Genomic DNA, 26,539 nt, shown 5'->3' on the forward strand with positions numbered 1-26,539 from the left:
AACAGTTATCTCTTAAAATATTTTAAATATAAGAATCCAATATATTATTATAAGGGGTTTATCATGGCAAATTCAAAATTCGAACTAAATGAGCAACAAAAAAAGGAACTCTCCGATATTTTCGGTAGAGGAGTCAATTTTAAAGACAAGGAAAGACACTTTTACACACATGACGTGGGAGCATTGCCTTCACTTATAAAAACAATGGTGGGCAAATCCAAACCTGCAGCTATTGTAAAAGTAAGAAATGAAGAAAAAGCTGTAGAACTTATTAATTTTGCACGTAAATACAAAATCCCGGTAGTACCAAGAGCGGGAGCCTCTTCAGGATACGGCGGTATTATTCCTACCAAAGGAGGAATTATTGCCGATGTTACTCCCATGAGACATATAATCGATCTTGACAAAGATAATCTCAGGGTTACAGTTGGTGCAGGTGCCGTATGGCATAACCTGGAGGAAAAGCTTAACGAGGAAGGACTTGCAGTTCAGGCTGTCCCTTCAAGTGCGATGTCTGCAACCGTTGGTGGCTGGCTTGCCCAGAACGGTGTGGGTTACGGAAGTTACGAATACGGCTGGTCACAGGACACAATGGAATCTGCAAGGGTTGTCCTGCCAAGCGGTGAAGTAAAGGATTTCTCAGGCGAAGAACTCAAAAAGATCATCGGAACAATGGGTACCACCGGAATAATTACGCAGGTTACCCTGAAACTGAGAAAATACGAAAAGACTGCCGCAATCTCTGCAAAATTCCCTGATGCTTCTTCAATGAAGAAAGCTATCAAGATGGTAGGGGAGAAAAAAGTCCCTGTATGGGCGGTCTCATTCTTAAACCCTCAATGGGCTGATATGAAAAACAAGGCTCCGTACAAGACACACTACGGAGAAACCGTTGATGACCACAGACCGGAATTGCCGCTTTCCTACATATGCAATTTTGCCTATCCTGCATCAAGGGATGTAAGTGCCCTTGAAGGTATTATCAAGGAAGCTGGCGGAGAGATCCTGCCGGAAGAAATTGCCGAGCATGAAACTCAGGAATGGTTCAGGTCAATGAAAGTAAAGAGACTTGGTCCTTCATTTATTCCTGCCGAAGTTGTTGTGCCTGTTGACAAGATAGACACAGTGTTCAATGAGATCGAGAAAAAGATTGGTCTCCCTGTACTTGTCGAGGGAATGGTAACAAAAGGTGATGAAGCCATCATTCTTTGTTTCATGCCTCATTCGGAAAGATCATTCAAGTATAACCTTGCTTTCCCGCTTGCCCTGAGTATCGTAAAGATCGCAGAGGAGAATGGCGGAAGAATCTATGCTTCAGGTCTTTACTTTGCAAGTCAGGCCGAGAAGGTTTACAGGGATCGTTTCAAACTCATTAAGGACTTCAAAAAACAGGTTGACCCTGATGACATCATGAATCCTGAAACAATGACAGGCAAGTCTTTGATAAACACAGGACTTTCCATGGCAAAGACATTCGAGCCAATGGCACGCATGGTCGGAAACATGTCCGGAGTCGGCCATCAGGAATTCAAGGATGAGAAAGGACTGCCAGGAGACATCATCTCACATGCATTCACCTGTGCCCAGTGTGGTTATTGTGTCAACGAATGTGACCAGTATTATGGACGTGGATGGGAATCACAATCACCACGTGGAAAGTGGTTCTTCATAAAGGAATACCTTGCTGGAAAAATGCCACTCGACCAGGAGCAGGTTGACACTTTCCTTGCTTGTACCACCTGTGAGATGTGTGACTATTACTGCCAGCTTGACCTTCCAATTGAACGCTCATGGATGACCCTTAGAGAGAACTTTGTCCAGAAGAGAGGCATGATGACAATCCCTCCGTTTGAGATCATGGCTCAGAGTCTGGACAACCAGAGGAACATCTGGGCAAATTACAGGGTTGACAGGGATAAATGGATACCCGATGATCTAAGGCCAAAGATCAAAGACAAGGCAGAGATCGCTTACTTTGCAGGATGTACTGCATCCTTTGTTGAGAAGGATGTTGCTGTAGGAACTGCAAGGCTGCTTGATGAGGCAGGAATCGAGTTCACAACCCTTGGTGACAAGGAAGCATGCTGTGGAATACCCATGCTTGTTGCGGGAAAGTGGGATGTGTTCGAGAGAATCCTCAAAATGAATATTGCAAATATGCAGAAAGCAGGTGCAAAGACCGTTGTTACATCATGTCCGGCATGTCTTCTCATGTGGAGGACCATCTATCCACAGTGGGCTGAGAAGCTTGGAATGGAGTTCGACATTGAGGCAAAGCACTATTCTGAAGTGCTTATGGATAAGCTGGATGTGCTTAAGCCAAAGTTCAAGGTCCCACTTAACAAAACGGTTGCATGGCACGACTCATGTCACATAGGCAGGGCAGGTGCAGGTGTCTATGACGCACCGCGTGAACTGCTTAAGGCAATACCAGGTGTTAAGTTCAAAGAAATGGAGCACAACCGTGAGAAAGCTCTCTGCTGTGGTTCTGTTGTAACACTTATCGATGAGCCGGAGATTGCATCAAAGATCGGTAATGTCCGTTTGCAGGAAGCTGTTGACCAGGATGCCGACATCATGGCTGCACTCTGTCCGTGCTGTGTTGTCCAGTTCAGGGTGGCCGCCAGGGAGAATAATGTCAATGTGGAGATACAGGATCTTGGAGCACTTGCAGCCCGCAGTCTTGGATATGACATACCTGACACAACCAACGATGCACTTGCTGCATGGGCGGTCTTTGAGAAGATGATAGACCTTATGGTGCCTGAGAACATGACCGACATGATGGTTGAACTGCTTCCTGACATGATCGGAGCGATGCCATCATACATGCAGGCAATGATGAAGACTGTGAAGTACGTACCCGGCATGGACTCACTCATGAAGCCAATGATGCCGGTAATGATGCCTATGCTCATGCCTTCAATTATGCCAAAGGTCATGCCAAAGATGCTAAAGGCTGTTGAAAAGAGAGTACCAATGCCGGATTACATGCTCGAGCAGATGCCAGATCTCATGCCGAATGCAATGGGTAATCTTCTGCCTAACATGCTTCCGCAGCTCATACCCCTACTGACACCGAAGATGATCGAGTATATCAAGACAAACTGAGGAATTAGATTTGTTTAAAATATGTGTGGCACTGATTTAAATCGGTGCCATTTTCTCTTATATTATATCTTTTTGTAATTGATTGAAAGCATGATAATCAGTTTTTGCCTTGTTAAGGATTCCGATTAGTTGACATAATAGGAAAAAACTTCCTTCGCAAGATGCAAGTAAAACCGAGATTGCATATGAAAAAATTAGAGATTTTTAGAAAGCTATTGGAAACTTTTCCTTTATTAGGGTGTTTAGGAATCTGCCATTTTCCCACATACTATACTACTAGTTCTTACAAACTGTTGTCTGTCAGTATCAAGATAGCCTACCCTATCATGAATACCTAATTTCCATTTCAGTTTTTGCATAAAGCTAACATTATCTTTGTTTATAGGGTATCCACCATCAAGTCTATTATATGGGTAACTGCGTTCCTTCTGTGGCTTTACATATTCCTCATAAGGCATTCCATTAAGTTCCAGCTTTGGTGGTGTGTATGCCTGCTCTATTTTTCTCATTAGATTTTTATTCAATTCCATCACTTCTATATTTGGCAGAAGCTGACAAGCTTGAAAATTCAAACGAAATAATCAAGTTAATATCAAATAAAGTCAATAGATAATATCAAAGGTTATGGGGTGGCTGATATGAAAAAGCTATTGATAATTTGTATTTTGATAGCCTGTTTACTCTTTTCAGGTTGTGTTGGTAATGAAGATGAAAGTACTTCTGAAACTTCAGAAATAGGTCAAGTTCCCGATTTGATAATTAAACCAAGTGATGTTCCTGGATTTACATTAGATGATTATACGTTTCTAGCAGTTTCAAAAAGCAATTCTTATGAATTCGGCAATTCGACTACACCGTATACAGATACTTTACCATCAGGTACTCGAAATGTAGGAGAAACGTCAGTTTGGTCTGATGCAACTGAGCATAAGATTAGTTGCAGTATAGAGAAATATGATTCTGACATAGGACTCACTGAATATATTGACAAAGAAGAAGAAGCAGCAAGTAAAAGTGGGCACACATATGGTACTTGTACCATTGGAGATATTTGCTTTTATCGATACGTTGAACCATACCCAGGCATCATAATAACTTGGTTATCTGTCATTACCTCAAATAATGAACTAATAAGGGTGACCATTGTCGACGAAAATGATAAAAGTCTGGATGAGGCAATCAGAATTGCTACAATAATCGAAGGTAGGGTCTTAAGTGATTAATCTAGCTACTTTCATTTTTTGATTTCCTTTTATTGGCGGTCTAAGTTAATCTCCACCCCCATACAACAAAGGCTTCCAGTGTGTTAATTTCCCTTGGCCTAGTTGCATTTGGATGAATACCTTTGTAGTCTCAATCTTCAGGAAATCCATTTAAGACCCACTAAGCGGTATTATCTATTTTCTTAAGCTTTTCCCATGCTGCTTCTTCGTCCTCGGCATACGCAACACCTATGTCTGCACTGTAGACTCTAATATGTTTTCCCATACGTATAATTTCATGATATCTTCCTTTATTTGGAGAATTATTCAGGCTTCCATCCTTCCAAATGTTCTATATCAGGACAAATAGGGAAAAGAGGACTTAAATACTCTATTAGTTCTTTCTTTGCTTCTTCTTCTGTGACTTCATTATAAAATATGATCCCCTCCCTTTCTTCTTTGACTGTGTTAAAGGCAGACCTTATACTAGACTTTATTATAATCTCACTTCCTTGTTTGGCGATTAATGAATCAAAATCATTAAGATTCAACCAAATGAAAATCCCATAATGAAATAAGTCCACTTTATATGTGTTATTCTTTCATTTATGGTCATTTTCTCAATCTCTTTTACTTGGCGAAACAGGAAGTATCACCTATTCAATAACAAAGCTCAAAAAAATAAAATAAAGAGATAAAAGGCTATTTTGCCTTTTAATAAAAAAACTTACTTCTTAATAGGCTGGTCAGGCGTTACACCATAGTATTCTGTTCTTGCCTTGCCCCATGGACAACCTTTTGAACCAAAAATTTTGAGTTCAATGTTCTGGATAGCTTTGAAAAAGCCATTTCCGGCACGTGCACCTTTGCATACAAGACAGTAGTTCTCACAGAATACTGGAGCTTTCTTCTGGTCTGTCACTAATTATCCCCTCCGTTCGTTTCTCAGTTGTTAAAATATTTATTCGTTTTTCCAGATAAAGATAAGTCAGACAGGTAATTATAATTTAGCCTGGATTTCCTTTGCGAATTCTTTTGCCTTCTGGACACGGGATGCATCAGGTTGTCCCTTTGTGGATGGGCCCATTTCACCGAATGCTTTCATCTGTGGGTCTTCTGCCTGAAGGAGCATATCAATTACAGGCTGTGCGAGTTCTCCCTGGCAGTCAAATGAACCGAGGAAATTTGCACTGGCTGCTGCTTCCTTGCATGAGCCTGTCCATGAGTGGATTGCCTCAAAACCTTCTGGAACTGCGTGGGTCATGAATATTGCAATATTCTTGCCTGCGGTCTTATCGGTTATGAATGACTTTACCTTTGCAGGAATGTCAAACTGCATTACAGGGAATCCGATAAATGCAAGGTCATAGCCTTCAAGGTCTGCAACGTCATTGATTGGCTTGATATCTTTCTCGCCTTCAAGTTCACCATAAATAGCTTCTGCGATTCTTTTTGTGTTTCCGGTCTGGCTCAGGTATGTAACAAGTGTCTTCATTTTAGATGCCTCTATATTTGGATAAATAATGTAGTTACTATAGATTTATATAGATAAGCGTTAGGAAACTGTAGTGTTCTTGCTGTGATACAATAAAATGACCCTGACAAATAAAATATACACAGTAGTGTTCAAAAAAAGAACATTCAGCTATTCTGATTGATACTATCAATAATAATGGAAATTGATCAATACTTAAATTCATAATCTAGAGGAATAGTAAACATAAAAATACTGCCTTCACCAACATTACTTTCAACCCATATATTGCCACCATGCATCTCCACAAATTTTTTGGAAAGAGCAAGGCCCAGTCCTGTACCTTCATGTTTCCGGGTCAGAGATGGGTTCAGTTGTTTAAACGGCTGAAAGAGTTTGTCCATATCATTAACTGCAATTCCAATTCCAGTATCCTGTACACTAATTTGAACGGAATCATCCTGCAAAATTGCCCTGACAGAGACACTGCCTTTTTCAGGGGTAAATTTAATAGCATTGCTGAGAAGGTTTGCCAGGATCTGTTTGAACTTGGTCCTGTCTGCAACGATCATTTTCAATTCAGGATCAATATCAATACACAGATTTATTTTGTTCTTATCTGCAAGAGAGTTAAGTACACTAGCAACCCCATAAATAACATCGGAAACTTCGAATTTCTCATAAATGAGTTCACTTTCCCCAGCCTCTATCTTAGAAATATCCAGTATATCATTAATGAGTTCCAAAAGGTGTTTTCCGGCATTGGAAACGTGGCCGATATAATTGGTCTGTTTTTGATTTAAGTCGCCGGCTATCCCCTCCAGCAGCACATCCGAAAAACCGATAATGGCAGTCAGAGGAGTCCTTAATTCATGGCTCATGGTAGCCAGAAATTCACTCTTTACTTTGTTAGCATTCTCAGCAGCAATTTTAGCAGCCAGAAGCTCTCTTTCAACCTTCTTACGCAGACTAATGTCACGACATACACAAAACAGCATTCTTCTTCCACCAAAAGTGGCTGAATTTGCATTGATCTCTACATCTATAATACTGCCATCTTTACTTTGTAGCTGTGATTCATAAAGAGACTTATTTTTATCAGTGATCTGAAGCATTTCCTGTATCTGTTCAGGAGTATGAGAAGTATCACAGTCCCATATAGATAACAATTGCATTTCTTCATGGGAATAACCAAGCATATCCGCATAACGTGGATTTGCCTCGATTACTTTCCCGTCCTGTCCAATAATGACGATACCATCGCTAGACTGCTCCATTAAAAGACGACGCCATCGGGCTTCCTCTGATATCTTTATTTCAGCTTGTTTTTGCTCAGTTATATCCTGAAGTGAACCAGTTACTTTCACAACTTTCCCTTCGGACATTTTCGGATAGGCGATTATACGAACCCATTTATGATTTCCCTTTGCGGTTAGCAATTCCAGTTCCAGATCTTCTGCATAACCCATTTCCAGTACTTTAACCATGGCATCTTTCAGGACCTTTCTGGAAGTTGAAGAATAAAGTTCCAATAACAATCCAACATTTACAGTAGAATTCGAATCAATTTCATGGATCCTGGCAACTTCGTTGGTCCATGTTATCGATCCAGTAGCTATGTCATATTCCCAGGCTCCTACATGGGCTATTTTACCTACTTGATTCAAAAGGGATTTTCGTTCCCGGAGCTTGGTCTTTGTTCTTTTATATTCCGTGATGTCCTGAAGAACACCTATTATGATATTTTTTTCAGGATAATACTCAGCTACGGAGTGTATAATACGTATGGAATCATCATTTTGCCTTTTTATTTTAAATTGCACATCATAAGGGATATTTCGCGTTATCAGATCATCCAGGGCTTTGTCGAGCATCGGAAGATAGTGGGATAATGGGATTTTTTTAATATGATCTCTTGTTACAATCTTATCTTCAAGTCCATATATCCTTCTTGTTGTCTGTGAAAGAGCAACTTTTCCGGAGGACAGATCCATTTCCCATTTCCCTATATCCTTAAGTCTTTGTATGGCTGAAAGTTGCATTTTTTTCAACTTGTTATCTACAAACTCGTTTTCTACGACATCATAAACGATGTAGTAAAGAAAAGTGCATGATTCTGATCTGATCGTACCGCTGTATACTTTTACATCCCTGATATCACCATTTGCAAGGAAATGTTTGAGGAAAAGGTAATCCCTGTTTTCATTTTCTGCTTTTTTTGATTCCATTTTGATATACTCAGCTGAAAATACATTGATCTGATCTATTTTCTTGCAGGTAATCTCTTCAACTGTCCAGCCATAATAATTGCAGGCTGCTTTGTTTGCATCAATTATATTCGAACTGTCAGAATCAACAAGTAACATTATAACATTATTTTCTGCAAAAAAGAATTTATATAAATAATCACTATTATAATGAGAGATACCGTCAGGAATATCCTTGTCAGGTAACCCGCTGATCTGGGAACCATTTACCGAATGGTCTTTGTTCATAATATGTGTACACATATCTTCATCATAAAGACATTTGTCATATATATTACTCATAGGACTCTGCGCTCCGTTTTAGACTGCAATATCCTCCCATATGAACTCATATCTGCCATACCCTGTTCTAACAATGGCACTTTCCAGTCATGGATATGAGGGCATATATCAACAAAGAACCCGTGAAGACATTTTAAGGTTAAACCAATATAAATGAGTTTTTGTTGAGCAGAAAACAATACATAATCTGCGAATGTCATGTACTAAATCAAATTGAACGGGGAAGATATTCGTAACATTACAAAACAGAGGAAAAAGAAGCGAGTTTTAATTCATTATCTAAAATAAGATTAATACTTTCACCCCGCTTACATCTCCAATATATACCAAATACTACAATTGTCAATACATGACAGAGTTTGAAAGGAAAGTGAAGCTAATCACCACGATCAGAAGTATTCAGAAAAAGAGTGCTGCTTCCAGAGATAAAGACAAAAAGCAGGCTTTTTTTCTGAAATTTGTTCGTCATACCGCAAACTATACTTATTATTCAGGCATCAGAGTTAACAATGTCTTTGAGCAGCATCAGGATAAAGGGTGCCAAAGAGCACAATCTTAAGAATATCGACCTTACCCTTCCACGTGATAAGCTTATAGTCATCACAGGACTTAGCGGGTCAGGAAAATCATCGCTTGCTTTTGATACGATTTACGCTGAAGGACAGCGCAGGTATGTCGAGTCTCTTTCGGCATACGCAAGGCAGTTCCTCGGGCTTATGGAAAAACCGGATGTTGAATACATTGAAGGACTTTCTCCTGCAATTTCCATAGAGCAGAAGACAACAAGCAAAAATCCGCGCTCCACTGTAGGTACCGTTACTGAGATCTATGACTACCTAAGACTGCTCTTTGCCCGCATAGGCATAAGGCACTGTCCTGAATGCGGACGCATAATTGAAACTCAAAGTATCGACCAGATAGTTGACAGCATCATGAACCTGCGAGAGGGTACAAAGATACACGTGCTTGCTCCACTGGTGAGAGAAAGAAAAGGAGAATATAAGAAACTCCTTCTTGACCTGCGCAGCGAAGGTTTCACAAGAGTACGTGTGGACGGTGAAATTCAGCTGCTGGAAGATGCCGAGAATATAGAGCTTGGCCGCTACTTCAAACACAACATAGACATTGTAGTTGACAGGCTTGTTATCAAAGAAGGTATTGAAGAAAGAATTTCCGATTCGGTTGAAACTGCGCTTGAAAAAAGCGGAGGGACCATCACCATACAGGTTCTTGACGGAGAAGAGCTTACGTTCAGTGAGAAACTTGCATGTCCCGAGTGTAGTATCGGTTTTGAAGAAATGGAGCCGGCTGCATTCTCATTCAACAGTCCGCAGGGAGCATGTCCTGAATGTCATGGTCTTGGAACCTCTATGGAATTTGACCCCGATTTGATTGTTCCAGATAAAACACTCTCCCTGAACGAAGGTGCAGTGGAACCATGGTACAGCAAAAAATCCGATGGCTATTATATGCAGTCACTGCAATCCCTTGCAAATTATCTTGGGTTTTACATGGATGTACCCTTTGAAGAACTTGACCCGGAGATCCAGCACATCATATTCTATGGTAGTGAGGAGCTTATCCCGTTTGTCCATGTTGGAAGGAATGGCGGCATGTGGAAGCACAAGGGACGCTTCAAAGGAGTTATTGCAAACCTTTCCAAAACCTATGAAGGCACTGAATCCGAAAATAGCAAGGAAAGGATGAGCAGGTACATCAGTACCAAACCCTGTCTTACATGCCATGGAAGAAGACTGAAACCGGTTACACTTGCAGTAACCATTGATGGCAGGAACATCATAGACACAACCGAAATGTCCGTTGAAGAGGCTCTGGAATTCTTCAAGGAGCTTGAACCAAAGCTCAATGACAGGGAATACACTATTGCCCGCCTTATACTCAAAGAGATAAAGGCAAGGCTTGGGTTCCTTGTTGATGTGGGACTTGATTACCTTACATTAAGCCGGTCGGCAGCCACTCTCTCCGGTGGCGAAGCACAGCGTATCAGGCTTGCTACACAAATTGGTTCAAGTCTTATGGGTGTGCTATACATCCTTGATGAACCAAGTATTGGTCTTCACCAGAGAGACAATCTAAGACTTATAACAACCCTGAAGCACCTCAGGGATATTGGAAACACTGTTCTTGTTGTAGAACATGATGAAGAGACCATATGCAACTCAGACTATGTTGTTGACATGGGACCAGGAGCAGGTATTCACGGCGGCGAGATCGTTGCTGAAGGAACTCCAAAGGAAATAATGAAAAACAGGGAGTCCACTACAGGAAAATACCTGAGTGGAAAATTAAAGATCGAGATACCAGATATAAGAAGAGAATCAACAGGCACCATGATACTTCGAGGTGCAAGCCAGAACAATCTCAAAAATGTGGATGTTGAATTCCCACTTGGGGTATTGGTCTGTGTTACTGGGGTATCGGGGTCCGGAAAAAGTACACTTATCAATGAAACTCTTAACAAGGTGCTTGCAAAGCAACTCAACAAGGCAAGAGACACACCTGGTAAATACAGTTCGATTGAAGGACTGGAATACGTTGACAAGGTCATAACCATAGACCAGTCACCTATCGGACGCACACCTAGGTCAAATCCGGCAACCTATACCAATCTTTTTACTCCGATAAGGGAACTCTTTGCACAAACAAAGATGGCACGTGCCAGAGGTTACAAACAAGGAAGGTTCAGTTTCAATGTCCGTGGCGGCCGCTGTGAAGCATGCTCAGGTGATGGAATAATCACTATAGAAATGCACTTCCTGCCGGATGTTTATGTTCCATGTGAAGTGTGTCATGGAAAACGTTACAACAGGGAGACACTGGAAGTCACCTACAAGGATAAGAATATTGCAGAAGTCCTTGACATGACTGTTGAAGAAGCTCTGGAATTCTTTGAAAACGTACCCACTATAAGCCGTAAACTTCAGACACTTAACGATGTGGGACTTGGATACATTAAACTTGGACAGTCTTCTACTACATTATCCGGTGGGGAAGCCCAGAGAGTGAAACTTGCAACAGAACTTAGCAAACGTTCTACGGGCAAGACTGTTTACATACTTGATGAACCTACAACCGGACTTCATTTTGATGATGTGAAAAAGCTCCTTGAAGTGCTTCAGAGACTTGTAGAAGCAGGAAACACTGTTATTGTCATCGAGCATAACCTTGATGTTATCAAAACCGCAGACTGGCTCATTGACCTTGGACCTGAAGGTGGAGACCGTGGTGGTGAGATTATCGCACAGGGAACCCCGGAAGAAGTTTCAAAGAATAATATTTCATACACAGGCCAGTTCCTGAAGAAAATATTAGAATGAGATTAACATTAAAACTTGACTATATACAGTGATGGATATTCTTTGGTATCCAGAAAACAGTATAATTCAAATGATTCAACTAAAAAAGAGAAAGCATGGATATAATACTGATTTATATAATTGGAGAAACTATAGTAATCTTAATTGGCATTCCTAAAAAAAATAGAACTGACATATGATAAAATCATGAGCCTGAAAAGAGTTTCGGCAATAAATCAATATGTACCTCAATTACTTTGCTTTACCTCTGATAGTGCTGGTAGTAATCCTCAGTACATTATTATTTCATGTAAGAAAACATAAGGAAGCAACTGGAACGACCTGCTTCTCATTAATGGTATTAGCAACAATAATCTATTCTGTATTTTATGCTCTGGAGATATCAGCAAACAGTTTTGATACTGCATTGTTTTTCTATAAACTTGAATACCTAGGAATTCCTTTTGTACCAGCGTTTTTGCTGGCATTTTCTATAAAATACACCGGGAAAAAACACTGGTTATCAGCACCCATAATAGTTTCCACATTTTCCATACCCTTGATAACAATGATTCTTGTGTTCACAACTGATCAGCATGCTCTTTACAACAAAAACCTGATGATGAGCACAAATACAATATTTCCCGCCCTGACCTTTGAACCAGGGATTTGGTATGCTGTCCAGCAGTTCTATAATGTCCTCTGTATTATGTTCAGTATATTATTAATGCTGAAAATGTGGCTGGAAATAATCCCTGCTCTCAGGAAACAGGTAACAGTGGTAATGGTAGGTGTCATGATTCCATTCATGGTACTGCTTCTTTATATTGCAGGAATATTTCCTCATGGTCTTGACCCTATTCCATATTCTCTTGCAGTCTGCGGATTGATAATATATGTAGGACTTACACGTTATAAACTTCTTGACATTGCACCGATGGCACGCAGTGAGCTTTTTGATAAAATACCTGATGGTGTTATTGTTCTTGACCAGATGCAGAGAATCGTAGACTGTAACGGATCAGCATCAGAATTCCTGGGAGTATCTTCAAACAATGCAGGAAAATATATTGCAGATTTCATGGAATGCTGGCCAGAACTTGAATTTACCAGGAAGAGTGCTTCCGAAAAAAGCAGTATAGAAGTTATGAGAGATAATAATGGAAAAGAAATCTGGCTGAAGATAGATTTCCTTCCAATGTTAAGTGAAGAAAATGTCATAGCTGGACAAATGATAATCCTGAGGGATATTACAGAAAATAAAAAAGCAGAGGAAATTCTACTTCAAACAAACAGAGAACTTGAAGAAGCTACTACGAGAGCACAATTTTTGACTTCACAGGCTGAAACCGCTAATCGTGCAAAAAGTGAATTCCTTGCGAATATGAGCCACGAGATACGTACGCCACTCAATGGTATTATCGGTTTTTCAGATATACTCATGCAAACTGACCTTAGTGATACCCAGAAACACTATATGCAAACAGTATACACCTCAGCTAATTCCCTTCTTGATATCATCAATGACGTGCTGGACTTTTCAAAGATAGAAGCAGGGAAACTGGAACTTAATCCTGAAAGAACGGAAATTGCGGAACTACTTGGACTTATCACGGACATCGTGAAATATAGGGTACAGGAAAAAGGACTTGATCTGAAGCTCACAGTCCCTGAAGACCTACCACATCATGTTATCGTTGATCATTTGAGATTGCGTCAGATACTTGTGAACCTTCTTATCAATGCCATTAAATTCACAGAATACGGGGAAATTGAACTTAAAGTTGAGACTAAGCCTGTTATAGATAACGAAAATGAGAAAGAGTTCATCTTTTCTGTGCGAGATACCGGAATAGGTATTGGTGAAGAAAACAGGGAACGGATATTTGACTCTTTTTCACAGGCAGATGGTTCCATCACACGTAAATACGGAGGAACCGGACTGGGACTTACAATATCCAACAGCTTACTGGAAATAATGGGATCAAAACTGGAACTTGAAAGCATACTAGGAAAAGGAAGTACCTTTTATTTCAAGGTCAAACTGGCTGTTGAACATGCTGAGAAAAAAACAGATATGAATGAGAGTTCTCAAAATATTGACAGGTCATGTGACAGAGACAAGAAATACACCATACTTGTTGTAGAAGATAATGATACAAATATGGAACTTGCATGCATTATTATTTCAGGATTCCTGCCGGAAGCCGATATACTCAAAGCTGAGAACGGAACAGAAGCTGTCAGATTATTCCTGAATAGGAAGAAAAAAGGGCAAAAAGAAATAGATCTTATTTTTATGGATATACAGATGCCTGATATGAATGGCCACGATGCTTCTGTAATGATCAGGGATATTGAAAAAGAGATCGATGGACATGTCCCTATTGTTGCATTGACAGCCAGTGCATTTAATAGGGAAAGAGAGTTGTGTTTCCAGTCAGGTATGGATGACTATATCACAAAACCTGTGGTTTCAGATGTGATACAAAGTATCCTCAACAAATGGCTTTACAGTGAAAACACTGGCAATACCGTGGAAATCAATAATATCACTGATAGTATGAACGATTCTGCTTCTGAAAACGAAACCCAGAACATCCACTTTGACAAAGTTAGACTTATGAGCAATATTGCAGGTGATGATGAGACATACAAAAAACTCAGTACCATGGCACTAAGGTCAGTTACTTCTAATCTTGAAGAGATGATTCACAAGTACACTTCCCAGGATTTCCATGGAGTAAAGGAAACTGCACATAGGATGAAAGGTGTTTCACTTAATATGGGATTCAATATTCTTGCCACAATGGCAAAGGAACTGGAAGATTCTGTAGAGAACAGTGTTGAGAGCATTCCTGAAATGCTGGATATTATTGAGAACGAGATTGAATTGATAGATTTTGAAATAAAAAAGCATATCAAAGTATCTGAATGTGATACAATGATATGAAAAAGAGAAAAAGAGATTACCTCTTCAATTTTGCAACAACTGCTTCAACCTGTTCCACGGCAGTACCGATGTACCTGTCAGGGTCTACAAGGTTGATGATGTCTTCTTCACTCAGGTAATTTGCAACTTCGGAGTTTGCCAGAAGTACATCCTTAAAGTGTTTTCCGCTTTCATGGGATTCCATTGCACTGGAACGCACAAGCTCGTGAGCTTCCTGACGACCTACACCGCGCATTGCAAGCTCGATCATTACTGCTTCTCCCATGTTAAGACCCTTAAGAAGGTCAAGGTTACGGCGGATGTTTTCAGGATAGAACCTGAGGTTCTCGATTACACCGATTGCAAGTTTAATAATGTGATCTGTCAGCACACATGCTTCAGGGAAAACAACTCTTTCACATGAGGAATTGGTAAGGTCCCTTTCATCCCAGAGTGTGTTATTCTGGAGTTCAGGCTCGATCATTGCACGCACAATTCTTGCAAGGCCACATATCTGCTCTGACTTGATAGGATTTCGCTTGTGTGGCATTGTTGATGAGCCGACCTGCTTTTTCCTGAAACTTTCCTCAACTTCTGCAATCTCACTTCTCTGGAGAGAGCGGATCTCAACAGCTATTTTGTCAAGGGTTGTTACGGTGTTTGCCATCCACATGACAAATTCTGCATGGCGGTCTCTCTGGATGATCTGGTTTGAAACGTCAACTGAGCCGATCTCAAGATACTTCATGACTCTTTTCTGAATCTCAATTCCATCCTTACCAAACGCTGCCTGGGTACCTACAGCGCCGGTCATCTGGCCGACTATAAGACGTGGTTTGAGCTGTTCAAGACGCTCAATGTGTCTTGCAACCTCGGATGCCCATATAGCAAATCTAAGTCCGTATGTTGTTGGAACACCGATCTGGCCGTGTGTCCTTCCGGCACATACAAGGTTCTTATTGTTTTCGGCCTGGGTAAGAAGTACATCCAGGAGCTTGCGAATCTTACCATCCAGTATAGCTACAGCTTCCTTTAACTGGAGACCTGTTGCAGTGTCAAGCATGTCATTGGAAGTTGCACCGAAGTGAACCCACTTGTCAGCGTTCTCTTCACACTTCTCGGAGATGGCAAGTACAACAGCCATCATATCGTGGTGGATCTCGTCCTCGATCTCTTTTACCCTTTCAAGTTCTACTGAACCAATGCTGCTTTCTATAATATCTGCAGCTTCCTTGGGGATTAATCCGATGTCTGCTTCAGCCCTGGCAAGAGCAGCCTCAGCTTTCATAATTTTTTCCAGGCGTTTTGCCTCGCTCCAGACGAATTTCATCTCATCTGTGCCGTAACGGTATTCTATAGGATGAATTGCCATTTATTAAATCTCCATGAAATTGATGTCTAAACATATCTATATACAGACATATTATAGATATCATCTAAATTAACGGTATACCTCTGGTATAGTTAATCTACCAATAAATAGGCTTTGTTGCATTAAAAAAGAAATAAAGGGTAATACCATCAGCGCCAGTCGTTTTATTCATCCACGACATCTGCTGTCCTTGGGAAATCACCCTGGAAATTGAGATTTCCTTCGGATATCTCAAGAGTATCGATCCTGAGGTCAGGCATCTTTGCCAGGTGTGAATTTATCAGGCTCTCAAGTTCCTGTCCTCCCTGTTCGATACTTCCTTCAGGGAGTGGAAGAAGCCCGACTTTAGCACTATCGATATCAATGCTTATAGTGTTGTCACTTCCCTTGGATATGCTTCCTTCTGCATATACCGGACCCTTGAAATTATAACCATATTCTTTCAGGTCAAGATAGGCTGACATTTCAGCCTGATTATTATCTCCCAGTTTTACCTGTATGTCCCTGAGCGGACCTTCGTTGTTCGTTGCCTGTAAATATGAACTCAGGTCGGAACTTGTAAGACTCACATCCATCGGAGCAGTATCAGAATAGACAATATTACTTGTCAGTTGATATTGAGATACGGGATCTTTCAGGGTTACACCTTGCTCTTCAACAAGATTGTCAAAGAGCAACGGGTCAGTTTCAACACCCAGATCCACAGCTTCATCTGTACCAAGTACCTCTGTCAAAACCGGAATATATACCATTCCGGAAGCTGCTACAATTGTAAGAACACCTATAATAACAACAGAAACAGCTGCAATAATAATATTTAGATTACCATTTGCATCATTTTTTTTCAGGATAGTCACTTCATTGATCACATAACCACCTCCAGCCACTAAATAAAATGGAAAGCAGGTGCTTAATAAGCTTTTTGTAATTGATTAGAAATTCAAATTAAACTCTAAGATAATTATATATTTTATTGATTTTTCAAAAATGTACGGAGCAATACCGATGAATTTAAATATATGCATATAGGAAGTGGGAATGGTATTGCAGATATCCGATTTACATTATTTAAACATAGGTGGAACTATGGAAGAGATTATAGAATACATTCTCGACAGGCAGGTGATTTAAGTGGCAATCGATGCAGGAGACACAGCCTTTATAATCATCTGTACCGCTATGGTAATGCTCATGACCCCAGGGGTCGGGCTCTTTTACGGCGGAATGGTACGTAGTAAAAACATTATTTCCATGATAGCAATGTGTTTCATTTCATTTGCTATCGTAAGTATCCAATGGGTTACAGTAGGATACACGCTTTCCTTCGGCTCTGATATTTCAGGATTTATCGGAGGACTTGATCACCTCTGCCTTGCAGGCGTAGGTCTTGACGGAAACGGCATCCCTGACATGCTGTTCATGGTATTCCAGCTTGTTTTCGCAGGTGTCACACTGGCAATTCTTACATCAGGTGTAGCAGAACGTGTCAAATTAAGTTCATTTATGGTACTTGGTGTCCTCTGGACGACCATTGTCTACGATCCACTTGCTCACTGGGCATGGGGTGGTGGCTGGGCAGGAGAACTCGGAGCTCTTGACTTTGCCGGTGGTACTGTTGTACATATCAGTTCCGGATTCGGTGCACTTGCACTTGCACTTGTGATTGGCAACCGTGTCGGCTTTGGCAAATACAGCATGGAAGCAGAGAACATCACAACTACTCTTCTTGGCGGAGCAATGCTCTGGTTCGGTTGGTTTGCATTTAATGCAGGAAGCGCACTTGCAGCAGATGGAATTGCAGTTAATGCACTTGTAGTTACAAACGTATCCGCGGCAGCAGGAGCAATTACCTGGATGCTTGCAGCATGGATAAAGGGTAAGCCAAGTTCACTGGGTCTTATCAGTGGCGCTGTTGCAGGTCTTGTAGCCATCACACCAGCTTCAGGTTTTGTCGGACCAATGTCAGCTATTATAATTGGTGGTTCAGCCGGACTTCTCTGTTACGGAGCACTTCTTTTCCGTGTGCGTAAGGGACTTGATGAAAGTCTTGATGCATGGGCAGTTCACGGAATGGGAGGATTCTGGGGTGCAATTGCAACAGGAATATTTGCAAGCGCAGCAGTTGGTGGAACAGACGGACTTATCTACGGAAACACACACCAGTTCCTTGTACAGCTTTTCGACGCATCAGTAGCAGTGATCTACGCATTTGTAATGACATACATACTTGCCATTATTATCGATAAGACATTGGGACTGCGTGTAACCGAAGAAGAAGAATATGTTGGACTTGATATATCCCAGCATGGAGAATCTACAACAGCCTGAGGTGGTATGAATGAAGTCAGTAAAAGCAGTTATTCGCCCGGAAAAGCTGGAAGATGTAAAGGCGGCACTGGAAGAGAAAGGTTACTTTTCAATGACAGTGAGAGAAGTCAAAGGTCGTGGCGCACAGAAAGGAATCTGTCTTCAGTACAGGGGTAAGCAGATCAAAGTAGACATGATCCCAAAGACCGAGATAGAAATGGTTGTTGGCGACGATGATGTCAGACCAATAATCGAGATTTTAAGAAATAGTGCCAGAACCGGTAAATTCGGGGATGGTAAGATTTTTGTCTATCCTGTTGAGATCGTTGCTGCCATCAGGAACGACGATGAAATAATATCCGAATGATATGAGGAATTCCCTCATATCCTCTTATTTTTTGCTTGTTTTATTGACTGTTTTTCTTCATTAGCTATCAATATATAGATTTCATGAACACTATATTTTATGTAGATTAATTATATATTAGCTCATTTCAATGGAAAAGCATCGAGACGTACGAAGGTGGAATTATAGCTAATTTAGCAGACCTGCACACCCATACATGCTATTCAGATGGTGATCTTGACCCGGAAGAGCTGGTAAGACTGGCAAAGAACAAAGGAATAAAGATCCTGAGTATTACAGACCATGACACCGTTGACGGGCTGAGTGAAGCCAGGTGGGAGTGCGAAAAGCAAAACATAACCCTTATACCGGGTATCGAATTCACTACGGAAACAGAGTATTCAGGCATAGAAGTACACATATTAGGATACAATTTCGACCCTGATGACAATGAACTTCTCAGAATGACAGATCATGCAAAGCAGAATGCAAAGGATTATTGCAGAAAAGTATGTTCTGCGCTGGAATCACATGACATGGAAATAGATTATTCTATTCTTGACAGTGTAAAAGGAATAATCACAAAACATGACATTACATTATCCATACTTAATAAAGAAATGAACAATTACGATTTCCACAATATGTGGTTGTCAGAGAATTCACCCCTTGATGTTGCCATAGAGAAATTCCCTGCAAAAAAAGCAATAAGATCTATCCACAGAGCAGGTGGAAAAGCCGTATGTGCCCACATACTCAGGACGCTGGAACAAAGTAACAGCATGCCACTACTCCCTTATATGTCAGAATCACTTATCAGATGCGGACTTGACGGCTTTGAAGTATTCTACGCAAACAGCAACAAGCAGCAGGTACTTACAATGTATGAATTATGCTCTGCTCAAGGACTGGTAATGACAGGTGGATCAGATTTCCATGGAATTAACAGAACAGGACGCTGCCAGTTAGGTGAATATAATAGTTATACAGCAGAATTATTCAGTGATATTTCATGTATTCTTTGTAACAACTACAATGTCTACAATATCGAAAAGGCCATCGCATGAGTATTACTTAAGAATTAATAGGTTTTATTTTGAAACCCAGTCTACCGGGACAACTATTTCGCTGCCTTTCCTGGCTTTACCATAAAGTGGGATCTCAAAATTCGCATCCTCAAGAAGAGAAACTGAAAGACCACAACTGTTACCCCGGGGAACGCATTGGAGCACAGTTGCTTTTGTTCTATGATCCTGAGTTTCATTACCCCATGAAGGAACACGGATTACAACAGTATCTCCTATGTTGGAAGGTACTCTATCTTCAAAAGGAGCTATTTTTTTGTAATCAAATGCAAAACCGGTTCCTTTGAGATTATTCTCAACATCCCTTTCATCCAGGTCAAGAGCTTCTGCTATCCGGACATTTGAATATCCTTCTTCATGAAGAAATGCTGTTGAACCTTTTTTCAGATAATCAAGATCTGAGTAACGAAGGGGACGTGTTTTGCATAACTGCCTCATATGCTCGATATCTTCCTGCATAATACAACCTACTACCAGCCTTAATGTTAAGTGTTTTCTATCATTTCCTCAAACCAGTCAAGTATTGAGAACATCAGATTTGCTGAAGCCTCCAGCAAATCATCACGACCTCTTATTTCGTCCCCAGATGATACATACTTCCCTTTTTCGGCAAGGTCTGAGCTGCAATTCTCAAGCAGATTTTCCACACAACTTTCATCAACTTCCAGATGAAACTGTAAGGCCAGCACATTGTTTCCATAAATAAAACCCTGCTCATGACAGGCATCACTCTCAAAAAGCCGTCTGCATTCCGAGGGAAGTGTAAATGTATCGCCATGCCACTGGAAAACAGTAAGGTCATTTTGTACATTGAAAAGCCGGTCATTCTTGTCAAATTCAACAAGACTTCTTACTTTGTGCCAGCCGATTTCCCGATATTGACTGCGGCTTACCTGGCCACCCAGTAACTCTGAAAGCATCTGGGCACCGAAACATATCCCATAAACTGCCTTCCTACAAGAGAGCACAGAACTTACAAACTCCTTTTCCTGCCTCAGCCATGGGTATTCATCTTCCTGATAGACGCTCATGAGCCCACCCATAATGATAAGAAGATCAATATTATTGGGGTCAGGATATATTTGGTTTTCAGAAGGCATTATGACTGAAATAGAATGCTCTTTTTCACATGCCCAGTCCCTGATATTTCCCAGGGTCTCAAAATCCAGATGAACAAGACAATAGATATTCATGATGACTCTATCCCGAATGGAACTTACGGGTTTAAAACTTTTTGGCAAAGAAAGTTATGTATTAATAAAATGCATCTGTAACAAAATTTGCTGATGCAGCAAGAGAACTAAACAAACTTTCAGACACCATCTAGATAAAAACGAAAAATTATGATTCAAATACAAATTTGAAGGGAGAGAATAAACCCTTCATCTTTATTTGTTCCTATGAACAAATCTTTGTCTATTTCTGTAATTAATGCTCGTCATCCATATCAAGTTGGCATTTGAAATCCTTTTTTGAATTCACAACAAGATAGTATGTTACTGCAAGGGCAATAATGAGAACTCCCATTCCTACTAGAAATAGAGGATCAGTATTTTTCAGATCAACTATCAATATTTTCCTGACTATTGCAGTAATACCTACGAGAATTATGACATCAACATTCATGGATGATTCAATGATAATCATCTTTACCGTTTCAAGTAACTCTATTCCTATAATTACCAGGAAAAAGAGAGCAAATATATCCAGAATCTGATCCACACCTATTAGTAGATAAGGAGGAGTTAAAAAGTCAGTAACAAGTATCCAGGTAATCTCCATCATGGCACTTAAGATGACAAGAACCATCATAACCATTATTATTTTTATTATGAATGTCTGGAATCTGTTTATGTATTTGATAAGCAAAAAATACCCTCCATGCCTTATTCCGTATATATTGCGCTACCGATAAGGAATATTATAACTAAGTTGGCTATTCCAGCATAAAGTAGTTTCTATGTTTCAAAACATAATTTAGTAAATAGTATACAGGAAAAAGATATATCTAGTAGATTCACATATCGAGGTGCATAGGCAACAAATAGTACTATTTATGAGAGGAATTCAAGTGAAGATTACCAGGTATCATGTTTTTATTGGTTTAATGATGCTGCTTTTCCTGATTGGACTTTTTTCTCCCCAGGAAAATAATTATCCTGGACAGGAAGGGAATGATAATTTCACAGATGACTTCATTAATAATAGTCAGCCTGCAGATGAAAGTCCACTTATGTCCACGCCTGATAATGTCCTGAGTGATGAGAAGGACTGGTGGAAACACGATGGACACAGCACTGTGTCCGGAAGCAATCTCGCAGTAGCAGGCAGCAGTGACGAATCCTCTGAAAATAATGGTAATGAAAAGAACAATAATGGCAACAATGATAGCGAGGAAATCCCTGAATTTCCAAACCTTGTAATTCCATTCATTGCAGCAATCGGAATCGCTATGTTCTTCCGCAGGAAGTAATTTTACAATTACAAGATCACCATTTTCTTAAACGCGAAGATGCCGTTATATAGTTAAAAGCAGGGTAGATCCTGCCAATGATAGATATTTTTCCATAAGATTTGCTCTGCAGATTTAACTTCCCGGGATCAAATAAGAGTACCGATGCACCAAGTAATATGAAAAAGCATCCCTGTATCGTGTTCATGAATACTGGCTCATGCAGGAATACAAATCCAAAGATGATACCACTTACAGGCTCAAGTAACGCAAGGATGCTGACAGTCTGGGCACGGATCTTTGCGGCACTGTTCAGATAGAGAACTGAAGCAAATGCTGTTGTTATGAGGCCAAAAAGGAACAGGACATACAGATTTGGTAGCAAAACATCTGCTGTAACCCTGCTTCCAAATGGCAAAAGTATTAGCAGGCTGATAAAAGTTGACCAGAAAAGCTGCGTTATGCCGGAATATTCATCTTTCAGGTAACTTACGGTCATTATAGTTCCACTATATGAAAGACCAGAGAGTATGCCCAATACTATTCCTGTGAAAAGCTGTGCATTAACAGAGGCGTTGCTTCCCGGGAGAACAACAAGCAAGATCCCGCATACGGAAATAAGCAGTGAGAACATTCCACGCTTTGTTATCCTGTCTTTCAGGAATAAAGGAGACAGGAGTGTGACGTAAACCGGCGCAGTATAGAGTAGAAGTACTGCAATTGAAATTCCAGCATATTTGATGGAACTAAAGTAAGTATACAGCGTAAAGACATTAAAAATAGCAATTAAAACGATGTAACGCTTTTTTTCATGAATAGAGAACAAATTATACTTTTTAGTATAGATACAATACATCAATAAGAGCATGAATCCAAAAACAAGCCTGTAGAAGATAATAGACACAGTTTGCATATTGTATATATGGTTAAGAAAGATTCCACTAGCTCCAAATATAGTACATGAGATTATAAGCTCTAAATAAGAGTATTTACTGGATTTAATCTGTTTCATAGAGGCTTTGCTGAAAGCACACTATTATATTTAAAATAATCTGGAATGATAAATAATTATGGAATCGAAATGATTTTGAGCTGATAATGGACAACTAAATCCAAATAAAGTGACTCAAAATCAGTAAAAGAATCATTAAGCATTATTTCAGAAGAATCTTAAGAAAAGAAGAAAATAAAAAGACAATAACCACGCCACTTCGGTCAAGCCGAAATGGCGCTCCTTTCGCTCATACTCCATTTCCCCACTCAGGTGCCCCCACCTGTTCCCCTTATGACCGCTCATACTCCACTTCATCTTAAGAGAGGGTGAAATGTAGGCATTATTTCGTTTTTAAAGAGGGGATGTGTCGTGCCTACATTTCCGTGCAATCCAATTCCGTTTTTTACGGAGTTTTTTGGGATGAAGTCCATATCGTACATCTATATGGTACATTTCGTCTGGCAATTTCTGACAGGCAGTTCTTGCCACAATTCATAGTTGTTTTTACTACTATATAAATATATGTACACTATAATATCTAATGAGTATAATAATGATGAGGTGATTTATAGCCATGCCTAATATCAAGAAAAGAGCTTACTCAGAACAAAAATACCCGCCTTCAAGACCAAATTTGCTGTGAATTATGCACTCCTGACACAAACATCCTTTCTTTTCTGCTCCCGGATAAGCACCTTTAGAGCAGAACATGAACAGTCCTTTCTCAGGATAAGAAGGACATTTTGGACAATTACAACCTTTTGAATGATGGTAGGAAGTACAGATACCAAAATATTTGCCGCGTTTTCCCGGAATACATGGATCATTATCTGTCAATTGATCACCTCTGCTGAAAGTTGAAGCTAAACAAAATAATAAAACTAATTAACATTGCGACCTGACACAATTAAAAAAGAAAGTAAAGAAAAGCTTATTCGAGCTTTTCCTGAAGATATTTCTTGAAAGCAGGATACTCTGTTCCAAGGTAATCCATGAACTCGTCCTTTGATTCAACCTTTTTCAGGCTCTCCGGAAGTTCTGGTTCAACACCCGTCTGGGCTTTGACATGTTCAGGGAACTTGGCAGGGTCTGCTGTTTCAAGGGTTACTGCAAGTGTGTTGTCACCTGACTGTGCCCTGAAGTCAAGAAGCCCCTTTATTCCTACTGCACCATGCGGCTCGATAAGGATGTTGTACGTCTCATAAATTTCCTTGATAGTTGCCTTTGTTTCATCATCAGTTACTGAGCTGGAATAAATGTCATTCCTGAGCTTATCCATATCAGGTTCTTTGCTGATGTTACCCTGCTCATCCATTACTCCACCGTAAACAGCGATGAGCCTTGCAAGGTTGCTTGGGTGACCAACGTTCATTGCGTTGGAGAGACAGTTCTTTGAAGGTACGATCTTGTCATACTTGCCTGTAGTCAGGAAAGTTGGAACCTCGTTGTTCTCATTGACTGAGGCGATTATTTTCTTGATAGGAACTCCCATGGTCCTTGCCAGGACACAGCCCATCATATTACCGAAGTTACCGGATGGGATGGAGTAGATGATCTCCTCCGGATAGTCCCTGAGTTTTGCGTAAGCGTAGATGTAGTAGATAGACTGGGGAACAAGACGACCGATGTTTATTGAGTTTGCTGATGAAAGATTCAGGTGTTTGAGATCCTCGTCTGCAAATGCCTGCTTTACCATTGCCTGGCAGTCATCGAATTTACCATCAATTGAGATGGCGGTTATATTCTTGCCAAGTGTTGTCATCTGCTTGCGCTGGCGGTCGGATACCTCGTCTGTCGGGAAGAGTACAATGACCTTAATGTTGTCAAGACCATAGAATGCATCGGCAACAGCGCTGCCTGTATCACCTGATGTTGCGGTGAGGATGGTCAGGCTTCTGTTCTCTTTGCTAAGGTAATACTGCATGAGTCTTGCCATCATACGGGCTGCGAAGTCCTTGAAGGATGCGGTGGGTCCCCTGTCAAGTCTCATGATGTAGGTCTGCTCATCAACCTGTTCAAGCGGAACATCGTAGTCATAAGCGTCATATGTGATGGCTTTGAGTGACTCATCGTCGACCTCACCCTCAAGTACTTTGCTCAGTACTCTGTAAGCGATCTCAGGATATGGAGCATCCTTGAAGGAATCGATCTCTTCCTTTGAGAAGCCTGGAAGGCTCTTTGGCATGTAAAGCCCGCGGTCCGGTGCAAGTCCGGTAATGAGAGCTTCCTGAAAGCTTACTTCCGGTGTGTTAAGATTTGTGCTGTAGAGTTTCATTTTAACCAGGAATTTAAGTTGATAGGGATTAATACGGCTATAATATAAACCAGATTATGGACTTTAAAGGATAAATAAGTATGAATACCTTGCTATTGAGCAAATTCTTATAGGACTGTTAAAACATAAGAATACTCCGACACAGATAAAAATAAAAATAGTGACTTCATAATATACTGGGGGTTGCATGTAAGAACATCATTATGATTGTTCTAACTTTGCTAGAAAATATATTAGATCGTGAGTTAACAGGTCTCTGCCAAATTTAATTACTGTGCAGGATCAAGGGGATGAATTTATGACAATAGTGGCTGTTTCTGATGCTCATCTGGGTATGGAGGGAGCAAAAGAAAGTGAATTTACTGATTTCATAGAATATTTGAAGGGCAGGAAGATAGAACATCTTGTACTGCTGGGCGATATTATAGAAATATGGAGACGTGATTTCACAGAAGCGATTACGGATTTCTCGGGAACAATGACCTACATAAGCAGGATGCTGAAGGGAACTCAGGTCCATTATATCGCAGGGAACCATGATTATTCTCTCCTTCACCTTGATAGTGCTTTTAAAAATTATTTGCCGTTCAATATTGAAAAACAAGTGGTGATAAGGAGTAGGGAACAGGAATTCTTCTTTTTTCACGGATACCAGCTGGAAGTGCTGTGTAGCCCATATTACAAATCCATGAAAATGTATGAGAGTTTCTGCGACCACATGTGTCTTGCCGGAGATAATACTGGCATTGCAGCAAATAAACTATGGGACATAATGCTGTCTAAACGCTCGTTATTGAATAGCCTGAAAAATTTCCCCAAGGAACCTAAGTCTGCACTCATGGCTATGAAACAGCCACCTGAAATAAGGATCAGGGACTACCAGAAGAATAAGATATTCAGACCGATCAGAGAGCTTGCCAGCACAGATAACAGGCATTTGATGTTAGACATGCATCCTGAACAGTACCTGATATACGGACATACCCATGAGGCATACGTCGATGATGATAAAATGGTTGCAAATACCGGAAGCTGGGGATTTGGTGACGAACATAAACTGGAATATATCGAAATTGTCGATGACAGGGTAAAGTTGAAGGAATTCAACCCGGGTAGTTGAATT

At 40.4% G+C, this 26,539-nt stretch carries 22 protein-coding genes; 9 read left to right on the forward strand and 13 right to left on the reverse strand.

Annotated features, from left to right (window positions below; translation table 11 throughout):
* Positions 1–63 precede the first annotated feature (63 nt).
* Complete coding sequence (locus RE474_RS03275) at positions 64–3,111, forward strand: FAD-binding and (Fe-S)-binding domain-containing protein (RefSeq protein ID WP_309311556.1); 3,048 nt, start codon at positions 64–66, stop codon at positions 3,109–3,111.
* Positions 3,112–3,353: 242 nt separating this feature from the next.
* Here the strand turns inward: RE474_RS03275 and RE474_RS03280 are convergent, their stop codons facing one another.
* Positions 3,354–3,620, reverse strand: a complete 267-nt coding sequence (locus RE474_RS03280; RefSeq protein ID WP_309311557.1) for a hypothetical protein — start codon at positions 3,618–3,620, stop codon at positions 3,354–3,356.
* 129 nt (positions 3,621–3,749) lie between these two features.
* Here RE474_RS03280 and RE474_RS03285 point away from each other — a divergent pair, with 129 nt between their 5' ends.
* Positions 3,750–4,334 (forward strand): hypothetical protein, encoded by a 585-nt coding sequence (locus RE474_RS03285; protein WP_309311558.1) that lies wholly within the window; start codon positions 3,750–3,752, stop codon positions 4,332–4,334.
* 302 nt (positions 4,335–4,636) lie between these two features.
* On the opposite strand, the gene RE474_RS03290 is transcribed toward RE474_RS03285, so the two are convergent.
* The 4 genes from RE474_RS03290 to RE474_RS03305 all read right to left on the reverse strand — a co-directional run bounded on the left by RE474_RS03290 (position 4,637) and on the right by RE474_RS03305 (position 8,336).
* On the reverse strand, positions 4,637–4,864 hold the full coding sequence (locus RE474_RS03290; protein WP_309311559.1) for a hypothetical protein: 228 nt from the start codon (positions 4,862–4,864) through the stop codon (positions 4,637–4,639).
* A 176-nt stretch (positions 4,865–5,040) separates the two neighbouring features.
* Positions 5,041–5,235 (reverse strand): hypothetical protein, encoded by a 195-nt coding sequence (locus tag RE474_RS03295; protein WP_309311560.1) that lies wholly within the window; start codon positions 5,233–5,235, stop codon positions 5,041–5,043.
* Positions 5,236–5,313: 78 nt separating this feature from the next.
* Positions 5,314–5,808, reverse strand: a complete 495-nt coding sequence (locus tag RE474_RS03300) for a flavodoxin family protein (protein ID WP_309311561.1) — start codon at positions 5,806–5,808, stop codon at positions 5,314–5,316.
* 188 nt (positions 5,809–5,996) lie between these two features.
* A complete protein-coding gene (locus tag RE474_RS03305) occupies positions 5,997–8,336 on the reverse strand; it encodes a PAS domain S-box protein (protein ID WP_309311562.1) in 2,340 nt (779 codons plus the stop codon).
* Between the two features lie 509 nt (positions 8,337–8,845).
* Here RE474_RS03305 and uvrA point away from each other — a divergent pair.
* The gene (uvrA, locus tag RE474_RS03310) at positions 8,846–11,674 is read left to right on the forward strand and encodes an excinuclease ABC subunit UvrA (protein WP_309311563.1); all 2,829 of its coding nucleotides are present in this window, start codon (positions 8,846–8,848) and stop codon (positions 11,672–11,674) included.
* Positions 11,675–11,894: 220 nt separating this feature from the next.
* Positions 11,895–14,606, forward strand: coding sequence for a histidine kinase N-terminal 7TM domain-containing protein (locus tag RE474_RS03315; RefSeq protein WP_309311565.1), 2,712 nt, complete (start codon positions 11,895–11,897; stop codon positions 14,604–14,606).
* A gap of 16 nt (positions 14,607–14,622) precedes the next feature.
* On the opposite strand, the gene purB is transcribed toward RE474_RS03315, so the two are convergent.
* Positions 14,623–15,957 (reverse strand): adenylosuccinate lyase, encoded by a 1,335-nt coding sequence (gene purB / locus RE474_RS03320; protein ID WP_309311566.1) that lies wholly within the window; start codon positions 15,955–15,957, stop codon positions 14,623–14,625.
* Between the two features lie 164 nt (positions 15,958–16,121).
* Positions 16,122–16,826, reverse strand: a complete 705-nt coding sequence (locus RE474_RS03325) for a hypothetical protein (RefSeq protein WP_309311567.1) — start codon at positions 16,824–16,826, stop codon at positions 16,122–16,124.
* A gap of 262 nt (positions 16,827–17,088) precedes the next feature.
* Between RE474_RS03325 and RE474_RS03330 the strand changes: the two genes are divergently transcribed.
* The 3 genes from RE474_RS03330 to RE474_RS03340 all read left to right on the forward strand — a co-directional run bounded on the left by RE474_RS03330 (position 17,089) and on the right by RE474_RS03340 (position 19,677).
* A complete protein-coding gene (locus RE474_RS03330; RefSeq protein WP_309311568.1) occupies positions 17,089–18,285 on the forward strand; it encodes an ammonium transporter in 1,197 nt (398 codons plus the stop codon).
* Positions 18,286–18,295: 10 nt separating this feature from the next.
* Positions 18,296–18,631 (forward strand): P-II family nitrogen regulator, encoded by a 336-nt coding sequence (locus RE474_RS03335; RefSeq protein ID WP_309311569.1) that lies wholly within the window; start codon positions 18,296–18,298, stop codon positions 18,629–18,631.
* Positions 18,632–18,870: 239 nt separating this feature from the next.
* On the forward strand, positions 18,871–19,677 hold the full coding sequence (locus RE474_RS03340; RefSeq protein ID WP_309312197.1) for a PHP domain-containing protein: 807 nt from the start codon (positions 18,871–18,873) through the stop codon (positions 19,675–19,677).
* A 24-nt stretch (positions 19,678–19,701) separates the two neighbouring features.
* Here the strand turns inward: RE474_RS03340 and RE474_RS03345 are convergent, their stop codons facing one another.
* The 3 genes from RE474_RS03345 to RE474_RS03355 form a co-directional block, all read right to left on the reverse strand.
* Positions 19,702–20,154 carry a hypothetical protein gene (locus tag RE474_RS03345; protein WP_309311570.1) on the reverse strand — a complete coding sequence of 151 codons (453 nt, stop codon included), beginning with the start codon at positions 20,152–20,154 and terminating at the stop codon, positions 19,702–19,704.
* Positions 20,155–20,180: 26 nt separating this feature from the next.
* Entirely contained in the window at positions 20,181–20,888 is a 708-nt protein-coding gene (locus RE474_RS03350) for a type 1 glutamine amidotransferase (RefSeq protein WP_309311571.1), read from the reverse strand.
* Positions 20,889–21,123: 235 nt separating this feature from the next.
* On the reverse strand, positions 21,124–21,564 hold the full coding sequence (locus RE474_RS03355; RefSeq protein ID WP_309311572.1) for a phosphate-starvation-inducible PsiE family protein: 441 nt from the start codon (positions 21,562–21,564) through the stop codon (positions 21,124–21,126).
* Positions 21,565–21,766: 202 nt separating this feature from the next.
* Here RE474_RS03355 and RE474_RS03360 point away from each other — a divergent pair, with 202 nt between their 5' ends.
* Complete coding sequence (locus RE474_RS03360) at positions 21,767–22,168, forward strand: hypothetical protein (protein WP_309311573.1); 402 nt, start codon at positions 21,767–21,769, stop codon at positions 22,166–22,168.
* Between the two features lie 16 nt (positions 22,169–22,184).
* Here the strand turns inward: RE474_RS03360 and RE474_RS03365 are convergent, their stop codons facing one another.
* From RE474_RS03365 to thrC, 3 genes are all read right to left on the reverse strand, one after another.
* Complete coding sequence (locus RE474_RS03365) at positions 22,185–23,159, reverse strand: DMT family transporter (RefSeq protein WP_309311574.1); 975 nt, start codon at positions 23,157–23,159, stop codon at positions 22,185–22,187.
* Positions 23,160–23,738: 579 nt separating this feature from the next.
* Positions 23,739–23,978, reverse strand: a complete 240-nt coding sequence (locus tag RE474_RS03370) for a DUF2769 domain-containing protein (RefSeq protein WP_309311575.1) — start codon at positions 23,976–23,978, stop codon at positions 23,739–23,741.
* A 94-nt stretch (positions 23,979–24,072) separates the two neighbouring features.
* On the reverse strand, positions 24,073–25,416 hold the full coding sequence (gene thrC, locus RE474_RS03375; protein ID WP_309311576.1) for a threonine synthase: 1,344 nt from the start codon (positions 25,414–25,416) through the stop codon (positions 24,073–24,075).
* A 298-nt stretch (positions 25,417–25,714) separates the two neighbouring features.
* Between thrC and RE474_RS03380 the strand changes: the two genes are divergently transcribed.
* Positions 25,715–26,536, forward strand: a complete 822-nt coding sequence (locus RE474_RS03380) for a metallophosphoesterase family protein (protein ID WP_309311577.1) — start codon at positions 25,715–25,717, stop codon at positions 26,534–26,536.
* Positions 26,537–26,539 lie beyond the last annotated feature (3 nt).

It is taken from the genome of Methanolobus sediminis (assembly GCF_031312595.1).
Lineage (GTDB): Archaea > Halobacteriota > Methanosarcinia > Methanosarcinales > Methanosarcinaceae > Methanolobus > Methanolobus sediminis.